Consider the following 17,447-nt stretch of genomic DNA (forward strand, 5'->3'; position numbering starts at 1 on the left):
CTATCATGAGTCAATCAAGCATTATCGTAGTCGGCGGGGGTCTTGCCGGCCTCATGGCGACAATTAAAGCAGCGGAATCAGGAATGGCGGTTAAGCTGTTTTCCATCGTTCCTGTCAAACGTTCTCATTCGGTTTGTGCCCAAGGCGGCATAAACGGAGCGGTCAATACAAAAGGGGAAGGCGACTCTCCGTGGGAACATTTCGATGACACTGTATACGGGGGAGACTTTCTTGCCAACCAGCCGCCGGTCAAGGCGATGTGTGAAGCGGCGCCTTCTATCATCCACTTATTAGACAGGATGGGCGTCATGTTTAACCGGACGCCTGAAGGGCTGCTTGATTTCCGCCGATTCGGGGGTACACAGCATCACAGAACAGCTTATGCGGGTGCGACGACGGGGCAGCAGCTGCTTTACGCACTGGACGAGCAAGTGCGCAGATACGAAGTTGCGGGTTTGGTCACAAAATACGAAGGCTGGGAATTCCTTGGCGCTGTATTAGATGATGACAGAACCTGCCGCGGAATTGTTGCGCAAAACCTGACAAACATGCAAATTGAATCCTTCCGTTCAGACGCGGTCATTATGGCGACGGGCGGACCGGGAATCATTTTTGGAAAATCAACTAACTCCATGATTAATACAGGCTCTGCTGCGTCGATCGTTTATCAGCAGGGAGCGTACTATGCAAACGGAGAATTCATTCAAATCCACCCGACAGCCATACCGGGCGATGACAAACTAAGACTGATGAGTGAATCAGCGCGCGGTGAAGGCGGACGCGTGTGGACATATAAAGACGGTAAACCATGGTATTTCCTAGAGGAAAAATATCCGGCTTACGGAAACCTGGTGCCGCGTGATATTGCGACACGCGAAATATTTGATGTGTGTGTCAACCAGAAGCTCGGTATTAACGGCGAAAACATGGTGTATCTCGATCTATCTCATAAAGATCCGAAAGAGCTTGATATTAAGCTTGGCGGCATCATTGAGATTTATGAGAAATTCATGGGAGACGACCCGCGGAAGCTTCCGATGAAAATCTTCCCAGCGGTCCATTATTCAATGGGCGGTTTATGGGTGGATTACGATCAAATGACAAACATCCCGGGACTGTTTGCAGCTGGGGAATGTGATTACTCTATGCACGGCGGCAACCGTTTGGGAGCAAACTCCCTGCTTTCTGCGATTTACGGAGGAATGGTGGCCGGACCGAATGCAGTGAAATATGTAAACGGTTTGGAATCTTCAGCAGAAGACATGTCTTCCTCTTTATTCGACGCTCACGTCAAAAAAGAAGAAGAAAAATGGTCTGAGATTATGAGTATGGACGGAACCGAAAATGCCTATGTTCTTCACAAAGAACTCGGTGAGTGGATGACGGCGAATGTCACGGTTGTCCGCCATAACGACAAGCTATTGAAAACGGATGACAAAATTCAGGAATTAATGGAGCGGTTTAAAAAGATTAACATCAATGACACGACAAAATGGAGCAACCAAGGGGCAATGTTCACACGCCAGTTCTCGAACATGCTTCAGCTTGCAAGGGTGATTACCCTTGGTGCATACAACCGTAATGAAAGCCGGGGCGCCCATTATAAACCGGATTATCCTGAACGTAATGATGATGAATGGCTCAAAACAACAATGGCTAAACATGTAAGCCCGTATGAAGCGCCGGAATTTGAGTATCAGGATGTTGATGTATCACTGATAACGCCTCGGAAACGGGATTACTCGAAGAAGAAGGTGGCGAAATAATCATGAGTGAACAAAAAACCATACGATTTATTATCACACGTCAAGATACAGCCGACAGCACGCCTTACGATGAAGAATTTGAGGTTCCATACCGCCCGAACCTGAACGTCATTTCCGCTCTGATGGAAATTCGCCGGAATCCGGTTAACGTAAAAGGTGAAAAGACAACTCCTGTCACATGGGATATGAACTGTCTTGAAGAAGTATGCGGCGCATGTTCAATGGTCATAAACGGAAAACCCCGCCAGTCTTGTACGGCACTTATAGACCAGCTTGAGCAGCCGATCCGCTTAAAACCAATGAAAACATTCCCGGTCGTGCGTGATTTGCAGGTCGACCGAAGCAGAATGTTTGATTCATTGAAAAAAGTAAAAGCGTGGATACCGATTGACGGTACGTACGATTTAGGACCGGGACCGAGAATGCCGGAAAAACGCCGTCAATGGGCATATGAATTATCAAAGTGCATGACGTGCGGTGTCTGCCTCGAAGCCTGCCCGAATGTGAACAGCAAATCGAAGTTTATGGGGCCTGCACCGATGTCTCAAGTCCGCCTGTTTAACGCCCATCCGACAGGTGCCATGAATAAGTCTGATCGGTTAGAAGCACTGATGGATGAAGGCGGCCTAGCAGATTGCGGCAACTCGCAAAACTGTGTTCAATCCTGCCCGAAAGGCATCCCGCTCACTACTTCGATTGCAGCCTTAAACAGAGATACAAACTTACAAGCGTTCCGCAATTTCTTCGGAAGCGACAGAGTATAAGAAGAAAAAACCTCTTCCGCATGGGAGAGGTTTTTTTAACAATAAGGAGATGAGGAAAGATGAAGCTTCCCGCTTATATTGATATGCCGTTTCAAGAATGGAAAACAACCTTTTCTTTTTTTTATGAAGTATCCGTGCGATTTTCCGAGACGGACATGTTTGGGCATATGAATAATGTAACTCCTTTTATATATTTTGAGGAGGCACGGATTTCTTATTTTAAAAAGCTGAATATGATGAATGAACACAAACAGACCATGACAGTCGTGGCAAGCCAGCAATGCGATTATCTGCGCCAAGTCATGCCTTATGAAGAGTTGCGCATCTATGTGAAAACAAGTGCCGTCGGCAGCTCATCCCTTACCTTGCATTATCTCGGAGAGAACCGCAATGGTGAGCCCTGCTTTACCGGAGCGGTTGTGATGGTCCAGGTCTCAAAGGAAAGCGGCAAGGCTGTCAGCTGGACGAATGAGGAGAAAGAAACGCTTCTCCATACACCATAAACTAATTCTCTTGTAAACGTCACCTCCTGCGCCCTTCTTACATATGATATCTCGACTATATCAAAACCCATTCGTTTCTGATTCGCTCTCACCTTAGCAAGGAGGGTTACAATACTTGAAGGAGAAAGAATTTCAATCGAAGCCGCTGCTAACGAAAAGAGAAAGAGAAGTGTTCGAATTGCTCGTTCAAGATAAGACAACAAAGGAGATTGCAAGCGAGCTATTTATCAGTGAGAAAACCGTTCGAAACCATATTTCAAATGCCATGCAGAAATTGGGTGTGAAAGGGCGTTCGCAAGCCGTTGTTGAGCTTCTTAGAATGGGTGAGCTAGAGCTTTAATCCTTGCCGGTATTCCTTCTTTTCAGGAAGGAGCCGGTTATTGCTGTTTGTTTGGAAAGTTCAAAACCATATTTGGAATGCTATGCAAAACTTGGATAGCGAGGCATAAAACAAATTTTTCTATTTTGATGTTGTTTGCCTAAAGTCCTCTATTTCTCTTCCGCGAGTCTTGCATTTTCTTCAAAAAAGAAGGAAAATAGACACGGAACGCTTTTGTGCGTAAGAGATCCTTGAGTGAGGGATGGACAAATGACATCAAAACCTTTGGAGCATGTTGCGGATATTGAAAAGTCACTCCGCCACATTGCCGCGATCATTAAGCAAAAAGGACGAGAAATCCTTAACCAATATGCGATTACGCCGCCGCAATTTGTCGGCCTGCAATGGCTTTATGAATTAGGAGATATGACAATCGGCGAACTATCGGGCAAAATGTATCTGGCATGCAGCACAACGACGGATTTAATCGACCGCATGCAAAAAAATCAGCTTGTCGAGCGGGTCAAGGACCCGGCGGACAGACGTGTTGTCCGGATACATCTGCTGCCTGAAGGAGAACGGATTATCCAAGAGGTCATTACAAAAAGGCAGGAATATCTGCGTGATATGTTCGAAACGTTTACAGATGAAGAAATAGCCATCTTCGAAAAATCATTGATGAAACTGCAGCATGAAATGAAGAGAAAATGAGGCGATTTTGTTGGAGCAACCAATAGGAGTCATTGATTCCGGGGTTGGCGGTTTAACCGTTGCAAAGGAAATCATGAGACAGCTACCAAAAGAGAATATTATCTACGTCGGGGATACGAAACGGTGTCCATACGGGCCGCGTCCTGAAGAAGAAGTGCTTCAATATACGTGGGAGCTGACGAATTATTTACTCGAAAACCACCACATCAAAATGCTCGTGATCGCCTGCAACACAGCAACAGCGATCGCATTGGAGGACATCCAGCGCAGCGTCGGTATACCGGTGGTCGGAGTGATCCAGCCGGGTGCGAGAGCAGCGATAAAAGTGACGGAGAACCAGCATATCGGTGTCATCGGCACAGAGAATACGATTAAGAGCAATGCGTACGAAGAGGCGCTTTTGGCATTAAATCCTGATCTGAAGGTTGAGAACCTTGCCTGTCCGCTGCTTGTGCCTTTTGTGGAAAGCGGAAAGTTTCTCGACAAAACAGCAGACGAGATTGTCAAAACATCGCTGAATCCGTTAAAAGACACATCGATTGATTCGCTGATTCTAGGCTGCACCCACTATCCTATTTTAAAAGAATCCATTCAGAGATATATGGGAGAGCACGTGAACATTATATCATCCGGCGATGAAACAGCCCGGGAAGTCAGCACAATTCTCTCATATAAAGGGCTGCTGAACCAGTCTCCGTTTGTCCCGGATCATCAGTTCCTGACAACAGGAGCACGTGATCAGTTTGCGAAAATCGCAGACGACTGGTTTGGCCATGAGGTGGGTCATGTGGAATGCATCTCACTGCAAGAACCGATTAGAAGATAGTTTTCCCCCGCAACGGTATGTTGCGGGTTTTTTCTGTTTTGCCGGAATTCTTCGGTCTATTTCCTAAAGAGGCTCGTATACATAATAGTACAAACAGCCTTAGGAGGGAAAAGTATGCTGAAAAAAGGACCTGCAGTCATTGGTGCCACTTGTCTCACCTCTGTCTTGCTTTTATCCGGATGCGGTTTGTTTCAATCTGATAAGGCAGCCGAGGAAATTGATCCGCCTCAAGACGTTACATACGTGAATGATGAAGCGGGGGCCGATTCAAATACAACAGCAGCCGAAAAAACAGAAAGTGAAAAAAGCGATACCGCCAAAGCGGATCAAGCCTCATCTGCAGTCATGAGGGAGCTTTATCTCATTGATAAAAACGGGTATGTCGTTGCGCAAACGCTGCCCCTTCCGAAAAGTGAAGGCACGGCCAAACAGGCGCTTGAATACCTCGTTCAGGGCGGACCTGTGTCAGAAATTCTTCCGAATGGCTTCAGAGCCGTATTGCCGGCTGACACAACCGTTAACGTTGACATCAAAAAAGATGGGACTGCAATAGCTGATTTCTCTAATGAATTTAAAAATTACAAGAAGGAAGACGAACAGAAAATTGTTCAATCTGTGACGTGGACGCTTACACAATTCAGTTCGATAGATAAAGTGAAGCTGAGAATAAACGGCCATGAACTGAAGGAGATGCCTGTAGGCGGGACGCCGATCTCAGATGACTTAAGCCGTAAGGACGGCATTAATTTGGAAACAGCCGGTGTAAATGACCTCACTGCAACCCATCCGCTGACAGTCTACTATTTGGCGGAAAACGATGACAGTGAGTATTATGTGCCGGTGACAAAACGGATCGACAATTCGGAAAAAGACGACATCACAGCAGCTATCAATGAATTGGCTAAAGGCCCAAGCAAGGTGAGCGGACTGTTAACAGACTTCAGTGGAGACGTAAAGCTGATCAGCAAGCCGAAGATCAAAGACGGACGGGTGACGTTAGATTTCAATCAATCTATATTCGGTAGCGCCGATGAAAAGACGAAAATGATTTCTTCAGAAGTGCTGAACAGCATTGTGCTGACGTTGACGGAGCAGCCTGATGTAAAAAGTGTCTCTGTTAAAGTAAACGGGAAATCAGAGCTTGTAAATGAAAAAGGTGAAAAACTTACAGAACCGGTCTCCAGACCTTCTCAAGTGAATACGGGTAGTTTTTAAATTGGGATTTTTGATATACTAGAAAGAAAGAGGTTAGCGTTCCGGCTGCCTCTTTCTTTATTCAATTCCGGGACAAAAATGGTTTATGTACATATAATCGGAGGTAAAACATGAGACATGACGGAAGACAACATGATGAGCTGCGTCCAATCACATTCGATTTGGATTTTATCAGCCATCCGGAAGGTTCTGTTTTAATAACAGCGGGAAATACAAAAGTAATCTGCAACGCATCTGTTGAGGACCGCGTGCCGCCGTTTTTGCGGGGCGGGGGAAAAGGCTGGATTACTGCTGAATACAGCATGCTGCCGCGGGCAACAAACCAAAGAACAATCAGAGAATCTTCTAAGGGGAAAATTTCCGGCAGAACAATGGAAATTCAGCGCCTGATCGGCCGCGCGCTTCGGGCAGTCGTAGATTTAGAAAAGCTCGGTGAACGGACGATTTGGATTGACTGCGATGTCATTCAGGCTGATGGCGGAACAAGAACCGCTTCCATTACAGGAGCATTTCTTGCGATGTCGATTGCGATTGCCAAGCTGCTCAAAGCGGGAACAATCAAGGCAAACCCGATCACTGATTTTCTCGCCGCGATCTCTGTCGGAATTGATAAGGAACAGAGAATTTTGTTAGATTTAAATTATGAAGAAGATTCCTCCGCAGAAGTTGACATGAATGTCATTATGACAGGCAGCGGCCGTTTTGTGGAACTGCAGGGAACCGGGGAAGAGGCGACTTTTTCAAGGGAAGATCTAAACGGACTTCTCGGTCTTGCAGAAAAAGGCATTCAAGAGCTGATTGACAAGCAAAAAGAAGTGCTGGGTGATTCTCTGCCAGAACTGAAATAAAGACAGAAAGGCTTGATCATCATGAAAGAAGCAATTATTGCGACACATAATCCGGGAAAAGTAAAGGAATTTAAAGAAATCCTTGAGCCAAAAGGCTATGATGTCAAATCGTTAGCTGAAATTGGATTCACTGAAGAAGTTGAGGAAACAGGCCATACGTTTGAAGAAAATGCCATTCTGAAAGCAGAAGCTGTTGCCAAAGCAGTGAACAAAATGGTGATTGCGGACGACTCCGGTCTGTCCATCGATAATCTTGGAGGCAGACCCGGCGTTTATTCTGCCCGCTATGCAGGGGAACAGAAAGACGATCAGGCAAATATCGATAAAGTGCTTAGTGAGCTGAAAGCAATCGAAAAAGAACAGCGCACGGCCCGTTTCCGCTGCGCGCTGGCTGTGAGTATCCCTGGAGAGGGAACAAAAACAGTCGAAGGCCATGTTGAAGGGTATATTGCTGAAGAACCGAGAGGGGAATACGGCTTTGGCTATGACCCGATCTTTATCGTGAAAGATAAAGATAAGACAATGGCTGAACTGACAAGTGATGAAAAAAATAAAATCAGCCATAGGGCTGACGCGCTTAAAAAGCTGTCTAAGCTTTTGGAGGCATAAGGAGGAAGCTTGTACATGAACGTGCTGATTATCAGTGACAGCCATGGCCTTGAAGAAGAACTCCAAACCATCGCGAAACGACATGAAGCAGACGTTGATCTCATGATTCACTGCGGAGACTCTGAGCTTGAAACCGGGCATCCCGCATTGGATTCTTATGAGGTTGTAAAAGGCAATTGCGATTTCACCGGCGATTTTAAGGACGAGCTTCTTCTGACTGCGGGTTCAAAAAAAATACTGGTCACGCATGGCCACCTTCATGGTATAAAACAAACCTTGTTAAACGTATACTATCGTGCAGAGGAGCTCGGAGCGGATATTATCTGTTTCGGGCATTCGCACATCGCGGGAAGCGAGGTGCTGCGCGGAAAACTGATGATTAACCCTGGCAGCATCCGCCTTCCGAGGGTGCGCAGGACAGAAAGCTATGCTATACTGACATTAGAAAATGGCGCCGCAACCGTGCGTTTTTACGACCAAGCAGGCCATGAAATTGAGGATCTGAAAAACCGAGTCACACTATGAAAATGTCATGAGGAAGAAAATTTTCTTCCTCATGAAAAAAATTCTAAAAAACCGTTGACTTATTGTTGTATCCCATATATAATAAATCTTGTCGCTGATAGTTAAAGCGAAAAACGAAAAAACAAAACATGTCCCAGTAGCTCAGCTGGATAGAGCAACGGCCTTCTAAGCCGTCGGTCGGGAGTTCGAATCTCTCCTGGGACGTACCAAAAGAAAAACCTCAAATCCTTAAGGATTTGAGGTTTTTTGTTGTCGGTTTATAATTTTTATTTGTTATTTAACGTATCATCATCCAAGCCGTCAACTTTTCCTTCTTTATTCAGCCGAGGCTCTTCTTTCTTCACAGTTTCAGAAATATGTTCATTTTCTTCAACAGTGCGTTTTCCGACAACTACTTCATCAGTGACAACAGGTTTTTTAGTCACTTCCAGCTTTTCCTCAACGATTGGAACTCTGACCGTTTCTGAATCATTGACGGGAGAAGCATCCGCTGTGTTTTCATCCACTGCGCGGCGTTCAACATAAATTTCATCGTGTCTCACTGGAATGTCCATATCTCTTTGTTCTGTTTTCACTTCTTTTCCTATCTCTACTTCTCCAGTTTGAACGTCTTCCTTACCGACTTTTAGCTGTTCTTCCCGCAGCGGCATGGTTTTTTCTTCTTTCGTTGTATAATCCGCCATTTCATTTGTGTTGGAAAAACCGCCTGAAAGGGCATTGCCGTTATCAAGAGGAGCATTTACATCTGCATCTGTCTCAACAGCCACAAGGAGTTTTCCGTCATCCAGATCCTCTTGATACTTGTCGATTTCGTCAGTTGTGATATCCAAATCGGATAATGCCTTGCTATGTGCAGCAGTATCATCCATTGTGAAATAATCTTTCAGTTTATCGAAAAAAGATTCAGAATCGCCCTCATGTGCATCGATGGCCTGATTGACTTCTGTTCCTGTGCGTGATTCAAGATAATCTGTATCTCGACGGCTTGTCACAACAGAAATGTCGTCAGAATCATACCCTTTTGTTAATAAGCCTTCAATTACTGCGATTGTTTCCTGCGGAGTTTCGTATACACCAACTATGCTTTTCATATCAATCTCCTCCTTTATCAAATTTATATTTTATCGTTCATGTCGTTTGTAATTCCCGATGCTCTTTAAAATAAACAAAATTGAAAACATTCGTGTTTTTTCAGAGCAAATCTTTTATTCTATGAATTTCCTGAAAAATGAATATTCCAGAAATGATATGAAAAAATTTATAGTTATGCCGATATTTGTTAAGTAAAACAATTAAATAAAAGGAGTGTTTTCTTTTGAAAAAGTGGTTCATTGTTTTTTTCTTATTCGTTATTACGCTGTTTCAGTCGCTCCAGACAGTTAGCGCGGAAACGGTTGAATGGAAAGAAAGAGCAGATTTGCCTGAGCCGCGTGTCGGTGCAAGCAGCAGTGTGGTAGATGGAAAGATATATGTGATTGGTGGCGGGACGCAAAAACAAGGTACTTATGGTAATCAAACGTTTGTCTACGATCCTAAAACAAATGAATGGACAAAAAAAGCCGACATGCCCACAGAGAGGGGAGGAGCTGCGACTATTACAGTTGAGGGTAAAATTTATGTCATGGGTGGAATGTCAAACGATGGAGCTGTCAACACAATAGAAGCATATGATCCAAAAAAAGATACGTGGGAGAAATTGGGTGATCTTCCTTTTGAAAAAAAGGTTCCAGCTTATAAGATTTATGCAGAAGCTATTGGAAAGAAAATTTATGTTGTAGGTTATGAAAATAACTCATATGCAACCACTTACAGTTACGATCTCGAAACGAAGAAATGGGAGAAAAAACAGAAGTTAGATTATGAAGCAACTGCGGCTTCTACAGCGGTTATCGATAATAAACTATATATCCTTGGCGGAACGCAATTAATCCCTCAAATTGTTTATGTCTATGATCCAGAAAAAGATAGCTGGACAAAAAATGGAAAAGGATTTACAGCAGGATATTATTCTGCGCTTGTTTATAAAGGAAAAATACTGATGACAGGAGGTGTAAACCGAATTAAGGTGTACGATCCTAAAAGTCAATCGGTTACAGCAGTAACAAACCCTAAAGCCCCATACAGAATGGCTCATTCTTCTGCCATTATTGATGATACTCTTTACGTAATCGGTGGAAGAGAGGAAACATCCAGTTTTACTGGCAATGCAGCCTCTAATTTTAAATCAGTTATGTCAATTTCATTAAAGGATTTAAACATACCATTCGATTCGGAGGAGAGTCCGGGAGATAAGGATAAAGGATCAACAACACCTTCTGATCCTTCTGAGGATAATTCAGCAGAAGACGGAGACGCTCTCCTAGTTATCACAATGGTAAACGGTTTGCAAAAAGAGTATCAGCTTCCCATGAAAGAAGTGAACGGGTTCCTCAAATGGTACAAGCAGCGTGATGCTGGAGAGGGACCAGGCTTTTATGAAATTGATGAGCATGACAACAACAAAGGGCCTTTTGAAAGTAAAAAGGATTATGTTGTGTTTAAGAACATTTTGATGTATGAAGTAAATAAATATAAATAATTCATACAAAAACCATCCAGTGCAGTGCTGGATGGTTTTTGTATAATAAAACAATAACCGATTTTGTTAAGTGCTTTTTCTCAATTAAATTTTGGGGGAATTAGATTATATATAGGATAGATAAGAAATCCTCCCCTGCATGTATCTACCCTCATAAAAAATGCCTCACAATTCCTTAGTCATAAACACACTGTTCGGATCTTCAACATAGTCTGCAAACGGTTCACAGTACTGAAAACCGAAGCTTTCATACAATTTTCTTGCCGGCTCAAATGAAGCCATTGAACCCGTTTCCAAGCTTAACCGCTCATAGCCTCGCTTCCCAGCCTCCTCTAGGATGTGCTGAAGAATTTGTTTGGCAACACCTTTTCTTAAATGGGATGCAGACGTCCGCATTGATTTGATTTCTCCATGCCGGCTGTCCAGTTCTTTAATCGCTCCGCAGCCGGCTAGTTCATCACCCTCCCATGCGCTCCAAAATGTTATTTCAGGCTTTCTCAGTCTTTCTAAGCCTAAGGCGTGGATGCTTTCGGGCGGGGACATGAGTGTCATGCTATGTAAATGCTCCTTCACAAGTGAGATCACTTGATGTCCAGTTAAATCATCTATTTTTATATACAATTCTAGATCCTCCTCAGAAACTTGTTGATTTGCAGAACGTATTTTCATTTCATCTTAATCATATTCCGTCCTGTTTCCAAATAGAAAGACAGAAAATCTGACAGTATGGGATTATTGTTTAGAATGATAAGACGTTTCAAAGCAAAAAAAAGAGCCGAAATAGATGTTCGGCCCCTTGTGGTTTTCTTTAATATCTAAAGCCTCCGTGTACACCGGCTGCTCCGCTGAATCCGCCAGCGTGCGTTGCCGGGATACTGAAACCGCCGCTGTGACCGCTATAGCCGCCACCTGCAAATTGCTGTCCGTAAAATCCTGAAGCATATGGAAATGAGGAGTACATAGCAGATGGAGTGCTTAGCGGGCTGTATGCTTGGCTGTACGGCTGTCCGTATCCATAGCCTCCAAACGGCTGATAGCTTTGTTGATAAAAGGCAGGAGCCGTCGGATAATATGGCTGCGGAAAGCTTGGAAAACCTCCGGGGAATCCTTGGATGTCTGCTAATGATTTATTCATCGTATCACCTTTTCTATGCAAGATATCACCAGTCTATGCCGGGAATTGATGAAAGAGCCTATCTGAATTGAAAATGTTTGCAAGAAGATCTTTCATACATATATCTCATCGAAATAATAGCACGTCATATTTTATGACATGTTTATATCAGATTAAAAAATTCTGGTGTATCCTTGATAGATTAATAAAAAAATTATAAAAACTTTTAACATTTGCAATTCCTTACATACCAATAATGAAAGCGTATACAATATAGATTGATTAATCAAAATTGTCTAATAATTTTAAAAAATGCTGTTGACACTACGTCCAAAGCGGCGTAATATGAGTTCAACAAAAGATAAACGCAAGCTTCACAAGCAAAAATGATCGCAATATGATTCTGAAAAATCAAAAAACAATCGACCCTCTTGAACTGCTGAAAAGCCGTTCCGGAGACTGAATATGAAAAGCGCAGATGAGGATAAGTAGCCTTGCTGAAGTTTTCCACAGAGAACCGGATTAGCTGAGAACCGGTGAAGCTTTACAAGGTGAACTCGCCTCAGAGTGCCAGTCTGAAATCATAGTAGGACTTGGCCGGGTGAACTTGATTCACTCGTTATTAAAGCGGATAGAAATATCCATGAGACGGCCGATTAAAGGCTGTAAACAAGGGTGGTACCGCGGAAAGAAGAGCCTTTTCGCCCCTTTTAGCTATCGCATTCATTGCGCGGCTGATTGTGGGTGGAAGGGCTTTTTTTATTGAATAATCAGCTATCAAGCTAATTTAAGATGATCTTTAGAGGATGAAAATCCAAAAGGAGGAACTAAAAATGGGGACTAATGTACAGGTGGATTCAGCATCTGCCAAATGTACACAGACGATGAGCGGAGCATTAATGCTGATTGAATCATTAAAAAAAGAGAAAGTAGAAATGATATTCGGTTATCCGGGCGGGGCAGTGCTTCCGATCTACGATAAGCTATACAATTCAGGGATGGTACATATCCTTCCCCGTCACGAACAAGGTGCGATTCATGCAGCGGAAGGATACGCAAGAGTATCTGGAAAACCGGGTGTTGTCATTGCCACATCAGGCCCGGGGGCGACAAACCTCGTTACAGGCCTTGCGGATGCCATGATTGATTCATTGCCATTAGTCGTCTTTACAGGGCAGGTAGCGACCTCCGTTATCGGAAGCGATGCATTTCAGGAAGCGGACATTTTAGGAATTACCATGCCGGTGACAAAACACAGCTACCAGGTTCGCCAGCCGGAAGATCTGCCGCGCATCATTAAAGAAGCGTTCCATATTGCAACAACTGGAAGACCCGGACCTGTACTGATTGATATTCCGAAAGATGTAGCAACAATTGAAGGAGAATTCAGCTACGATCATGAGATGAATCTCCCTGGATACCAGCCGACAACAGAGCCGAATTATTTGCAGATCCGCAAGCTTGTGGAAGCCGTAAGCAGCGCTAAGAAACCGGTGATCCTGGCGGGTGCGGGCGTACTGCACGGAAAAGCGTCAGAAGAATTAAAAAATTATGCAGAACAGCAGCAAATCCCTGTGGCACACACCCTTTTGGGGCTCGGAGGCTTCCCGGCTGACCATCCGCTTTTCCTTGGAATGGCGGGAATGCACGGTACTTATACAGCCAATATGGCCCTACATGATTGTGATCTTTTAATCAGCATCGGCGCCCGTTTTGATGACCGCGTCACAGGAAACCTGAAGCACTTTGCAAGAAACGCAAAGGTTGCTCACATCGATATTGATCCGGCTGAAATCGGAAAAATCATGAAAACACAAATTCCTGTAGTCGGAGACAGCAAAATTGTCCTGCAGGAGCTGATCAAACAAGACGGCAAACAAAGCGATTCAAGCGAATGGAAAAAACAGCTCGCCGAGTGGAAAGAAGAGTACCCGCTCTGGTATGTAGATAATGAAGAAGAGGGCTTTAAACCTCAGAAATTGATTGAATATATTCATCAATTTACAAATGGCGAGGCTATTGTTGCAACGGATGTCGGCCAGCATCAAATGTGGTCAGCGCAATTTTATCCATTCCAAAAAGCAGATAAATGGGTCACATCAGGCGGACTTGGAACGATGGGATTCGGCCTTCCGGCAGCGATTGGCGCACAGCTGGCAGATAGAGATGCTACTGTAGTCGCGGTTCTCGGAGACGGCGGTTTTCAAATGACGCTCCAAGAACTAGATGTCATTCGCGAAATGAATCTTCCCGTCAAAGTCGTGATTTTAAATAACGCTTGTCTCGGAATGGTCAGACAGTGGCAAGAAATTTTCTATGAAGAACGGTATTCAGAGTCTAAATTCGCTTCTCAGCCTGACTTCGTCAAATTGTCAGAAGCATACAGCATTAAAGGCATCAGAATTTCAACAGAAGCGGAAGCGAAAGAAAAGCTGGAAGAGGCATTATCATCAAAAGAACCGGTTGTCATTGACGTGCGGGTTGCAAGCGAAGAAAAAGTATTCCCGATGGTGGCTCCGGGAAAAGGGCTGCATGAAATGGTGGGGGTGAAACCTTGAAAAGAATTATCACATTGACAGTGGTGAACCGTTCCGGGGTGTTAAACCGGATCACCGGTCTATTTACAAAAAGACATTACAACATTGAAAGCATTACAGTTGGACACACAGAAACAACCGGCGTTTCCAGAATCACCTTTGTTGTTCACGTTGAAGGAGAAAATGATGTTGAACAGCTGACAAAACAGCTCAACAAACAGATTGATGTGCTGAAAGTCACAGACATCACTAATCAATCGATTGTCCAGAGGGAACTGGCCTTAATTAAGGTCGTTTCCGCACCGTCAACGAGAACAGAGATTAATGGAATCATAGAGCCGTTCAGAGCCTCTGTCGTTGATGTCAGCAGAGACAGCATCGTTGTTCAGGTGACAGGCGAATCTAACAAAATCGAAGCGCTTATTGAACTGTTAAAACCTTACGGCATTAAAGAAATCGCGAGAACAGGTACAACGGCTTTTGCGAGGGGAACCCAGCAAAAGGCGTCATCCAATAAAACAATATCTATTGTATAAAACATAACAAGGGAGAGATTGAAATGGTAAAAGTATATTATAACGGTGATATCAAAGAAAACGTATTGGCTGGAAAAACAGTAGCGGTTATCGGGTACGGTTCGCAAGGTCACGCACATGCCCTGAACCTAAAAGAAAGCGGCGTTGACGTTATCGTCGGTGTTAGACAAGGAAAATCTTTCACTCAGGCCCAAGAAGACGGACATAAAGTATTTTCAGTAAAAGAAGCGGCAGCTCAAGCCGAAATCATCATGGTTCTGCTTCCGGATGAACAGCAGCAAAAAGTATACGAAGCTGAAATCAAAGATGAATTGACAGCTGGAAAATCATTGGTGTTCGCTCACGGATTTAACGTTCATTTCCATCAAATTGTTCCTCCGGCGGATGTAGATGTATTCTTGGTTGCTCCTAAAGGTCCGGGACACTTGGTAAGAAGAACATATGAGCAAGGAGCTGGCGTACCGGCATTGTTCGCGATTTATCAAGATGTGACTGGAGAAGCAAGAGACAAAGCCCTTGCATATGCAAAAGGAATCGGCGGCGCAAGAGCAGGCGTTTTGGAAACGACATTTAAAGAAGAAACAGAAACAGATTTGTTCGGTGAGCAAGCAGTTCTTTGCGGCGGATTAAGCGCACTTGTAAAAGCCGGATTTGAAACATTAACTGAAGCGGGTTATCAGCCTGAACTTGCATACTTCGAGTGTCTTCACGAGCTGAAATTAATCGTAGACCTTATGTACGAAGAAGGACTGGCAGGAATGAGATATTCAATCTCTGACACAGCGCAGTGGGGAGATTTTGTATCAGGACCTCGCGTTGTTGACGCTAAAGTAAAAGAATCTATGAAAGAAGTTTTAAAAGACATCCAAAACGGTACATTCGCAAAAGAGTGGATCGTCGAAAACCAAGTAAACCGTCCTCGTTTCAACGCCATCAATGCGAGCGAGAACGAACATCAAATCGAAGTGGTGGGAAGAAAGCTTCGTGAAATGATGCCGTTTGTGAAACAAGGCAAGAAGAAGGAAGCGGTGGTCTCCGTTGCGCAAAATTAATTTTTTCGATACGACGCTTCGTGATGGTGAACAGTCCCCTGGCGTGAACTTAAATACTCAGGAGAAACTTGCCATAGCAAAGCAGCTCGAAAGACTCGGGGCAGATATCATTGAAGCGGGGTTTCCCGCTTCGTCCCGAGGTGACTTTTTAGCTGTTCAGGAAATTGCAAGAACCATTAAAAATTGTTCGGTGACTGGTCTTGCCCGTTGTGTAAAAGGTGATATTGATGCTGCTTGGGAAGCGTTAAAGGACGGTGCTTACCCTAGAATTCACGTATTTATTGCTACATCGGACATTCATTTGAAACACAAGCTGAAAATGACTCGTGAGCAAGTGATTGAAAGAGCCGTTGAAATGGTGAAATACGCAAAAGAACGTTTTCCTGTTGTGCAATGGTCAGCTGAAGATGCCTGCCGCACTGAACTGCCGTTTTTAGCGGAAATCGTTGAGAAAGTCATTGACGCAGGCGCAAGTGTTATTAATCTTCCGGACACGGTCGGCTACCTGGCCCCAGCGGAATACGGAAATATCTTTAAATATATGAAGGAAAACGTTCCGAACATTCATCAAGCAAACCTTTCGGCCCACTGTCATGATGATTTGGGAATGGCAGTCGCAAACTCTCTTGCTGCGATTGAAAATGGCGCTGATCAAATTGAATGCGCTGTGAACGGAATCGGTGAAAGAGCCGGAAACGCGGCATTAGAGGAAATTGCCGTTGCCCTTCATATCAGAAAAGATTTCTATCAAGTTGAAACAGGCATTACATTGAACGAGATTAAGCGAACAAGCGATTTAGTAAGCAAGCTGACAGGCATGGCTGTTCCGCGTAATAAAGCGGTTGTGGGCGATAATGCATTTGCTCATGAATCAGGCATCCATCAGGACGGCTTCTTAAAAGAAAAATCGACTTATGAAATTATTTCACCGGAGCTTGTCGGCGTAACAGCAGATGCGCTTGTCCTAGGAAAACATTCCGGACGCCACGCATTTAAAGACCGGCTGACTGCTTTAGGATTCCAATTTGATAGTGAAGAGATTAATAAATTCTTTACGATGTTCAAAGAGTTGACTGAGAAGAAAAAAGAAATCACTGATGAGGATCTTGTTTCTCTTATTTTAGAAGAAAAAGTAACAGATCGCAAGATTGGGTATGAATTTCTTTCCCTGCAAGTGCATTACGGAACAAGTCAGGTTCCTACGGCTACACTTTCTTTGAAAAATCAAGAAAACGCAGAGCTTATTCAGGAAGCGGCAACTGGAGCCGGAAGCGTGGAAGCGATCTACAACACGCTTGAGCGCTGCATCGATAAAGACGTGGAGCTCTTGGACTACCGCATTCAGTCCAACAGAAGAGGCGAAGACGCATTTGCCCAGGTTTATGTAAGAGTTTTGGTAAACGGAAAAGAATCAGCAGGGCGGGGCATAGCGCAAGACGTATTAGAAGCTTCAGCGAAAGCCTATTTGAATGCAGTCAACCGTCAACTGGTTTTCCAGTCGAATATGAGCGGACTTAAAAACCATACAGCTGTCGGATCATAAA

At 44.1% G+C, this 17,447-nt stretch carries 18 protein-coding genes, 1 tRNA gene and 1 other annotated feature; of the genes, 16 read left to right on the forward strand and 3 right to left on the reverse strand.

Annotated elements, in window-relative coordinates:
• Positions 1–5 precede the first annotated feature (5 nt).
• The 11 genes from sdhA (at position 6) to CVV77_RS13000 (ending at position 8,290) form a co-directional block, all read left to right on the forward strand.
• Positions 6–1,766, forward strand: coding sequence for a succinate dehydrogenase flavoprotein subunit (gene sdhA / locus CVV77_RS12950; protein ID WP_019259104.1), 1,761 nt, complete (start codon positions 6–8; stop codon positions 1,764–1,766).
• A 2-nt stretch (positions 1,767–1,768) separates the two neighbouring features.
• On the forward strand, positions 1,769–2,530 hold the full coding sequence (gene sdhB, locus CVV77_RS12955) for a succinate dehydrogenase iron-sulfur subunit (protein ID WP_003222517.1): 762 nt from the start codon (positions 1,769–1,771) through the stop codon (positions 2,528–2,530).
• Positions 2,531–2,589: 59 nt separating this feature from the next.
• A complete protein-coding gene (locus CVV77_RS12960; RefSeq protein ID WP_088112311.1) occupies positions 2,590–3,033 on the forward strand; it encodes an acyl-CoA thioesterase in 444 nt (147 codons plus the stop codon).
• Between the two features lie 115 nt (positions 3,034–3,148).
• A complete protein-coding gene (gerE, locus tag CVV77_RS12965) occupies positions 3,149–3,373 on the forward strand; it encodes a spore germination transcription factor GerE (protein ID WP_003184172.1) in 225 nt (74 codons plus the stop codon).
• Positions 3,374–3,622: 249 nt separating this feature from the next.
• Complete coding sequence (locus CVV77_RS12970; RefSeq protein WP_003237645.1) at positions 3,623–4,063, forward strand: MarR family winged helix-turn-helix transcriptional regulator; 441 nt, start codon at positions 3,623–3,625, stop codon at positions 4,061–4,063.
• Positions 4,064–4,070: 7 nt separating this feature from the next.
• Positions 4,071–4,889 (forward strand): glutamate racemase, encoded by an 819-nt coding sequence (racE, locus tag CVV77_RS12975; RefSeq protein WP_080030800.1) that lies wholly within the window; start codon positions 4,071–4,073, stop codon positions 4,887–4,889.
• Positions 4,890–5,003: 114 nt separating this feature from the next.
• On the forward strand, positions 5,004–6,104 hold the full coding sequence (gerM, locus tag CVV77_RS12980; RefSeq protein WP_084993021.1) for a spore germination protein GerM: 1,101 nt from the start codon (positions 5,004–5,006) through the stop codon (positions 6,102–6,104).
• A gap of 110 nt (positions 6,105–6,214) precedes the next feature.
• Positions 6,215–6,952, forward strand: coding sequence for a ribonuclease PH (gene rph / locus CVV77_RS12985; RefSeq protein WP_019259098.1), 738 nt, complete (start codon positions 6,215–6,217; stop codon positions 6,950–6,952).
• Between the two features lie 12 nt (positions 6,953–6,964).
• Positions 6,965–7,561 (forward strand): XTP/dITP diphosphatase, encoded by a 597-nt coding sequence (locus tag CVV77_RS12990; RefSeq protein ID WP_100275577.1) that lies wholly within the window; start codon positions 6,965–6,967, stop codon positions 7,559–7,561.
• A 15-nt stretch (positions 7,562–7,576) separates the two neighbouring features.
• Complete coding sequence (locus CVV77_RS12995; RefSeq protein WP_019259096.1) at positions 7,577–8,086, forward strand: metallophosphoesterase; 510 nt, start codon at positions 7,577–7,579, stop codon at positions 8,084–8,086.
• A 130-nt stretch (positions 8,087–8,216) separates the two neighbouring features.
• Positions 8,217–8,290, forward strand: a tRNA-Arg gene (locus tag CVV77_RS13000).
• A 62-nt stretch (positions 8,291–8,352) separates the two neighbouring features.
• Here the strand turns inward: CVV77_RS13000 and CVV77_RS13005 are convergent.
• On the reverse strand, positions 8,353–9,177 hold the full coding sequence (locus tag CVV77_RS13005) for a YsnF/AvaK domain-containing protein (protein WP_100275578.1): 825 nt from the start codon (positions 9,175–9,177) through the stop codon (positions 8,353–8,355).
• 224 nt (positions 9,178–9,401) lie between these two features.
• On the opposite strand from CVV77_RS13005, the gene CVV77_RS13010 reads away from it, so the two are divergent.
• The gene (locus CVV77_RS13010; protein ID WP_100275579.1) at positions 9,402–10,664 is read left to right on the forward strand and encodes a Kelch repeat-containing protein; all 1,263 of its coding nucleotides are present in this window, start codon (positions 9,402–9,404) and stop codon (positions 10,662–10,664) included.
• A gap of 165 nt (positions 10,665–10,829) precedes the next feature.
• Here CVV77_RS13010 and CVV77_RS13015 read toward each other — a convergent pair whose 3' ends face one another.
• Together CVV77_RS13015 and CVV77_RS13020 are read right to left on the reverse strand one after the other, a co-directional pair.
• Positions 10,830–11,285 (reverse strand): GNAT family N-acetyltransferase, encoded by a 456-nt coding sequence (locus CVV77_RS13015; RefSeq protein WP_084993029.1) that lies wholly within the window; start codon positions 11,283–11,285, stop codon positions 10,830–10,832.
• Positions 11,286–11,472: 187 nt separating this feature from the next.
• The gene (locus tag CVV77_RS13020) at positions 11,473–11,799 is read right to left on the reverse strand and encodes a hypothetical protein (protein WP_100275580.1); all 327 of its coding nucleotides are present in this window, start codon (positions 11,797–11,799) and stop codon (positions 11,473–11,475) included.
• 445 nt (positions 11,800–12,244) lie between these two features.
• Positions 12,245–12,490: a binding site (T-box leader), on the forward strand.
• A gap of 121 nt (positions 12,491–12,611) precedes the next feature.
• Between CVV77_RS13020 and ilvB the strand changes: the two genes are divergently transcribed.
• Genes ilvB through CVV77_RS13040 form a run of 4 tightly spaced genes read left to right on the forward strand, consistent with a single transcriptional unit; the run spans position 12,612 to position 17,446 of the window.
• A complete protein-coding gene (ilvB, locus tag CVV77_RS13025) occupies positions 12,612–14,336 on the forward strand; it encodes an acetolactate synthase large subunit (protein WP_100275581.1) in 1,725 nt (574 codons plus the stop codon).
• Entirely contained in the window at positions 14,333–14,851 is a 519-nt protein-coding gene (ilvN, locus tag CVV77_RS13030) for an acetolactate synthase small subunit (protein ID WP_003237622.1), read from the forward strand. Before ilvB ends, ilvN begins: the two co-directional genes overlap by 4 nt.
• 23 nt (positions 14,852–14,874) lie before the next feature.
• Complete coding sequence (ilvC, locus tag CVV77_RS13035; RefSeq protein ID WP_003222549.1) at positions 14,875–15,903, forward strand: ketol-acid reductoisomerase; 1,029 nt, start codon at positions 14,875–14,877, stop codon at positions 15,901–15,903.
• On the forward strand, positions 15,890–17,446 hold the full coding sequence (locus CVV77_RS13040; protein WP_100275582.1) for a 2-isopropylmalate synthase: 1,557 nt from the start codon (positions 15,890–15,892) through the stop codon (positions 17,444–17,446). Before ilvC ends, CVV77_RS13040 begins: the two co-directional genes overlap by 14 nt.
• The last annotated feature ends 1 nt before the right edge of the window (position 17,447 follow it).

The sequence above is a fragment of the Bacillus sp. SN1 genome (genome assembly GCF_002796895.1).
GTDB classification, from domain to species: Bacteria; Bacillota; Bacilli; order Bacillales; family Bacillaceae; genus Bacillus; species Bacillus inaquosorum.

What these genes read in the sequence shown, in the direction of transcription:
- CVV77_RS12995 (WP_019259096.1), top strand. Translation starts at nt 7,577, where the DNA reads ATGAACGTGCTGATTATCAGTGACAGCCATGGCCTTGAAGAAGAACTC.
- ilvB (WP_100275581.1), top strand. Translation starts at nt 12,612, where the DNA reads ATGGGGACTAATGTACAGGTGGATTCAGCATCTGCCAAATGTACACAG.
- sdhA (WP_019259104.1), top strand. Translation starts at nt 6, where the DNA reads ATGAGTCAATCAAGCATTATCGTAGTCGGCGGGGGTCTTGCCGGCCTC.
- gerM (WP_084993021.1), top strand. Translation starts at nt 5,004, where the DNA reads ATGCTGAAAAAAGGACCTGCAGTCATTGGTGCCACTTGTCTCACCTCT.
- rph (WP_019259098.1), top strand. Translation starts at nt 6,215, where the DNA reads ATGAGACATGACGGAAGACAACATGATGAGCTGCGTCCAATCACATTC.
- CVV77_RS13005 (WP_100275578.1), bottom strand. Translation starts at nt 9,177, where the DNA reads ATGAAAAGCATAGTTGGTGTATACGAAACTCCGCAGGAAACAATCGCA.
- sdhB (WP_003222517.1), top strand. Translation starts at nt 1,769, where the DNA reads ATGAGTGAACAAAAAACCATACGATTTATTATCACACGTCAAGATACA.
- CVV77_RS13020 (WP_100275580.1), bottom strand. Translation starts at nt 11,799, where the DNA reads ATGAATAAATCATTAGCAGACATCCAAGGATTCCCCGGAGGTTTTCCA.
- CVV77_RS12960 (WP_088112311.1), top strand. Translation starts at nt 2,590, where the DNA reads ATGAAGCTTCCCGCTTATATTGATATGCCGTTTCAAGAATGGAAAACA.
- ilvC (WP_003222549.1), top strand. Translation starts at nt 14,875, where the DNA reads ATGGTAAAAGTATATTATAACGGTGATATCAAAGAAAACGTATTGGCT.
- CVV77_RS12970 (WP_003237645.1), top strand. Translation starts at nt 3,623, where the DNA reads ATGACATCAAAACCTTTGGAGCATGTTGCGGATATTGAAAAGTCACTC.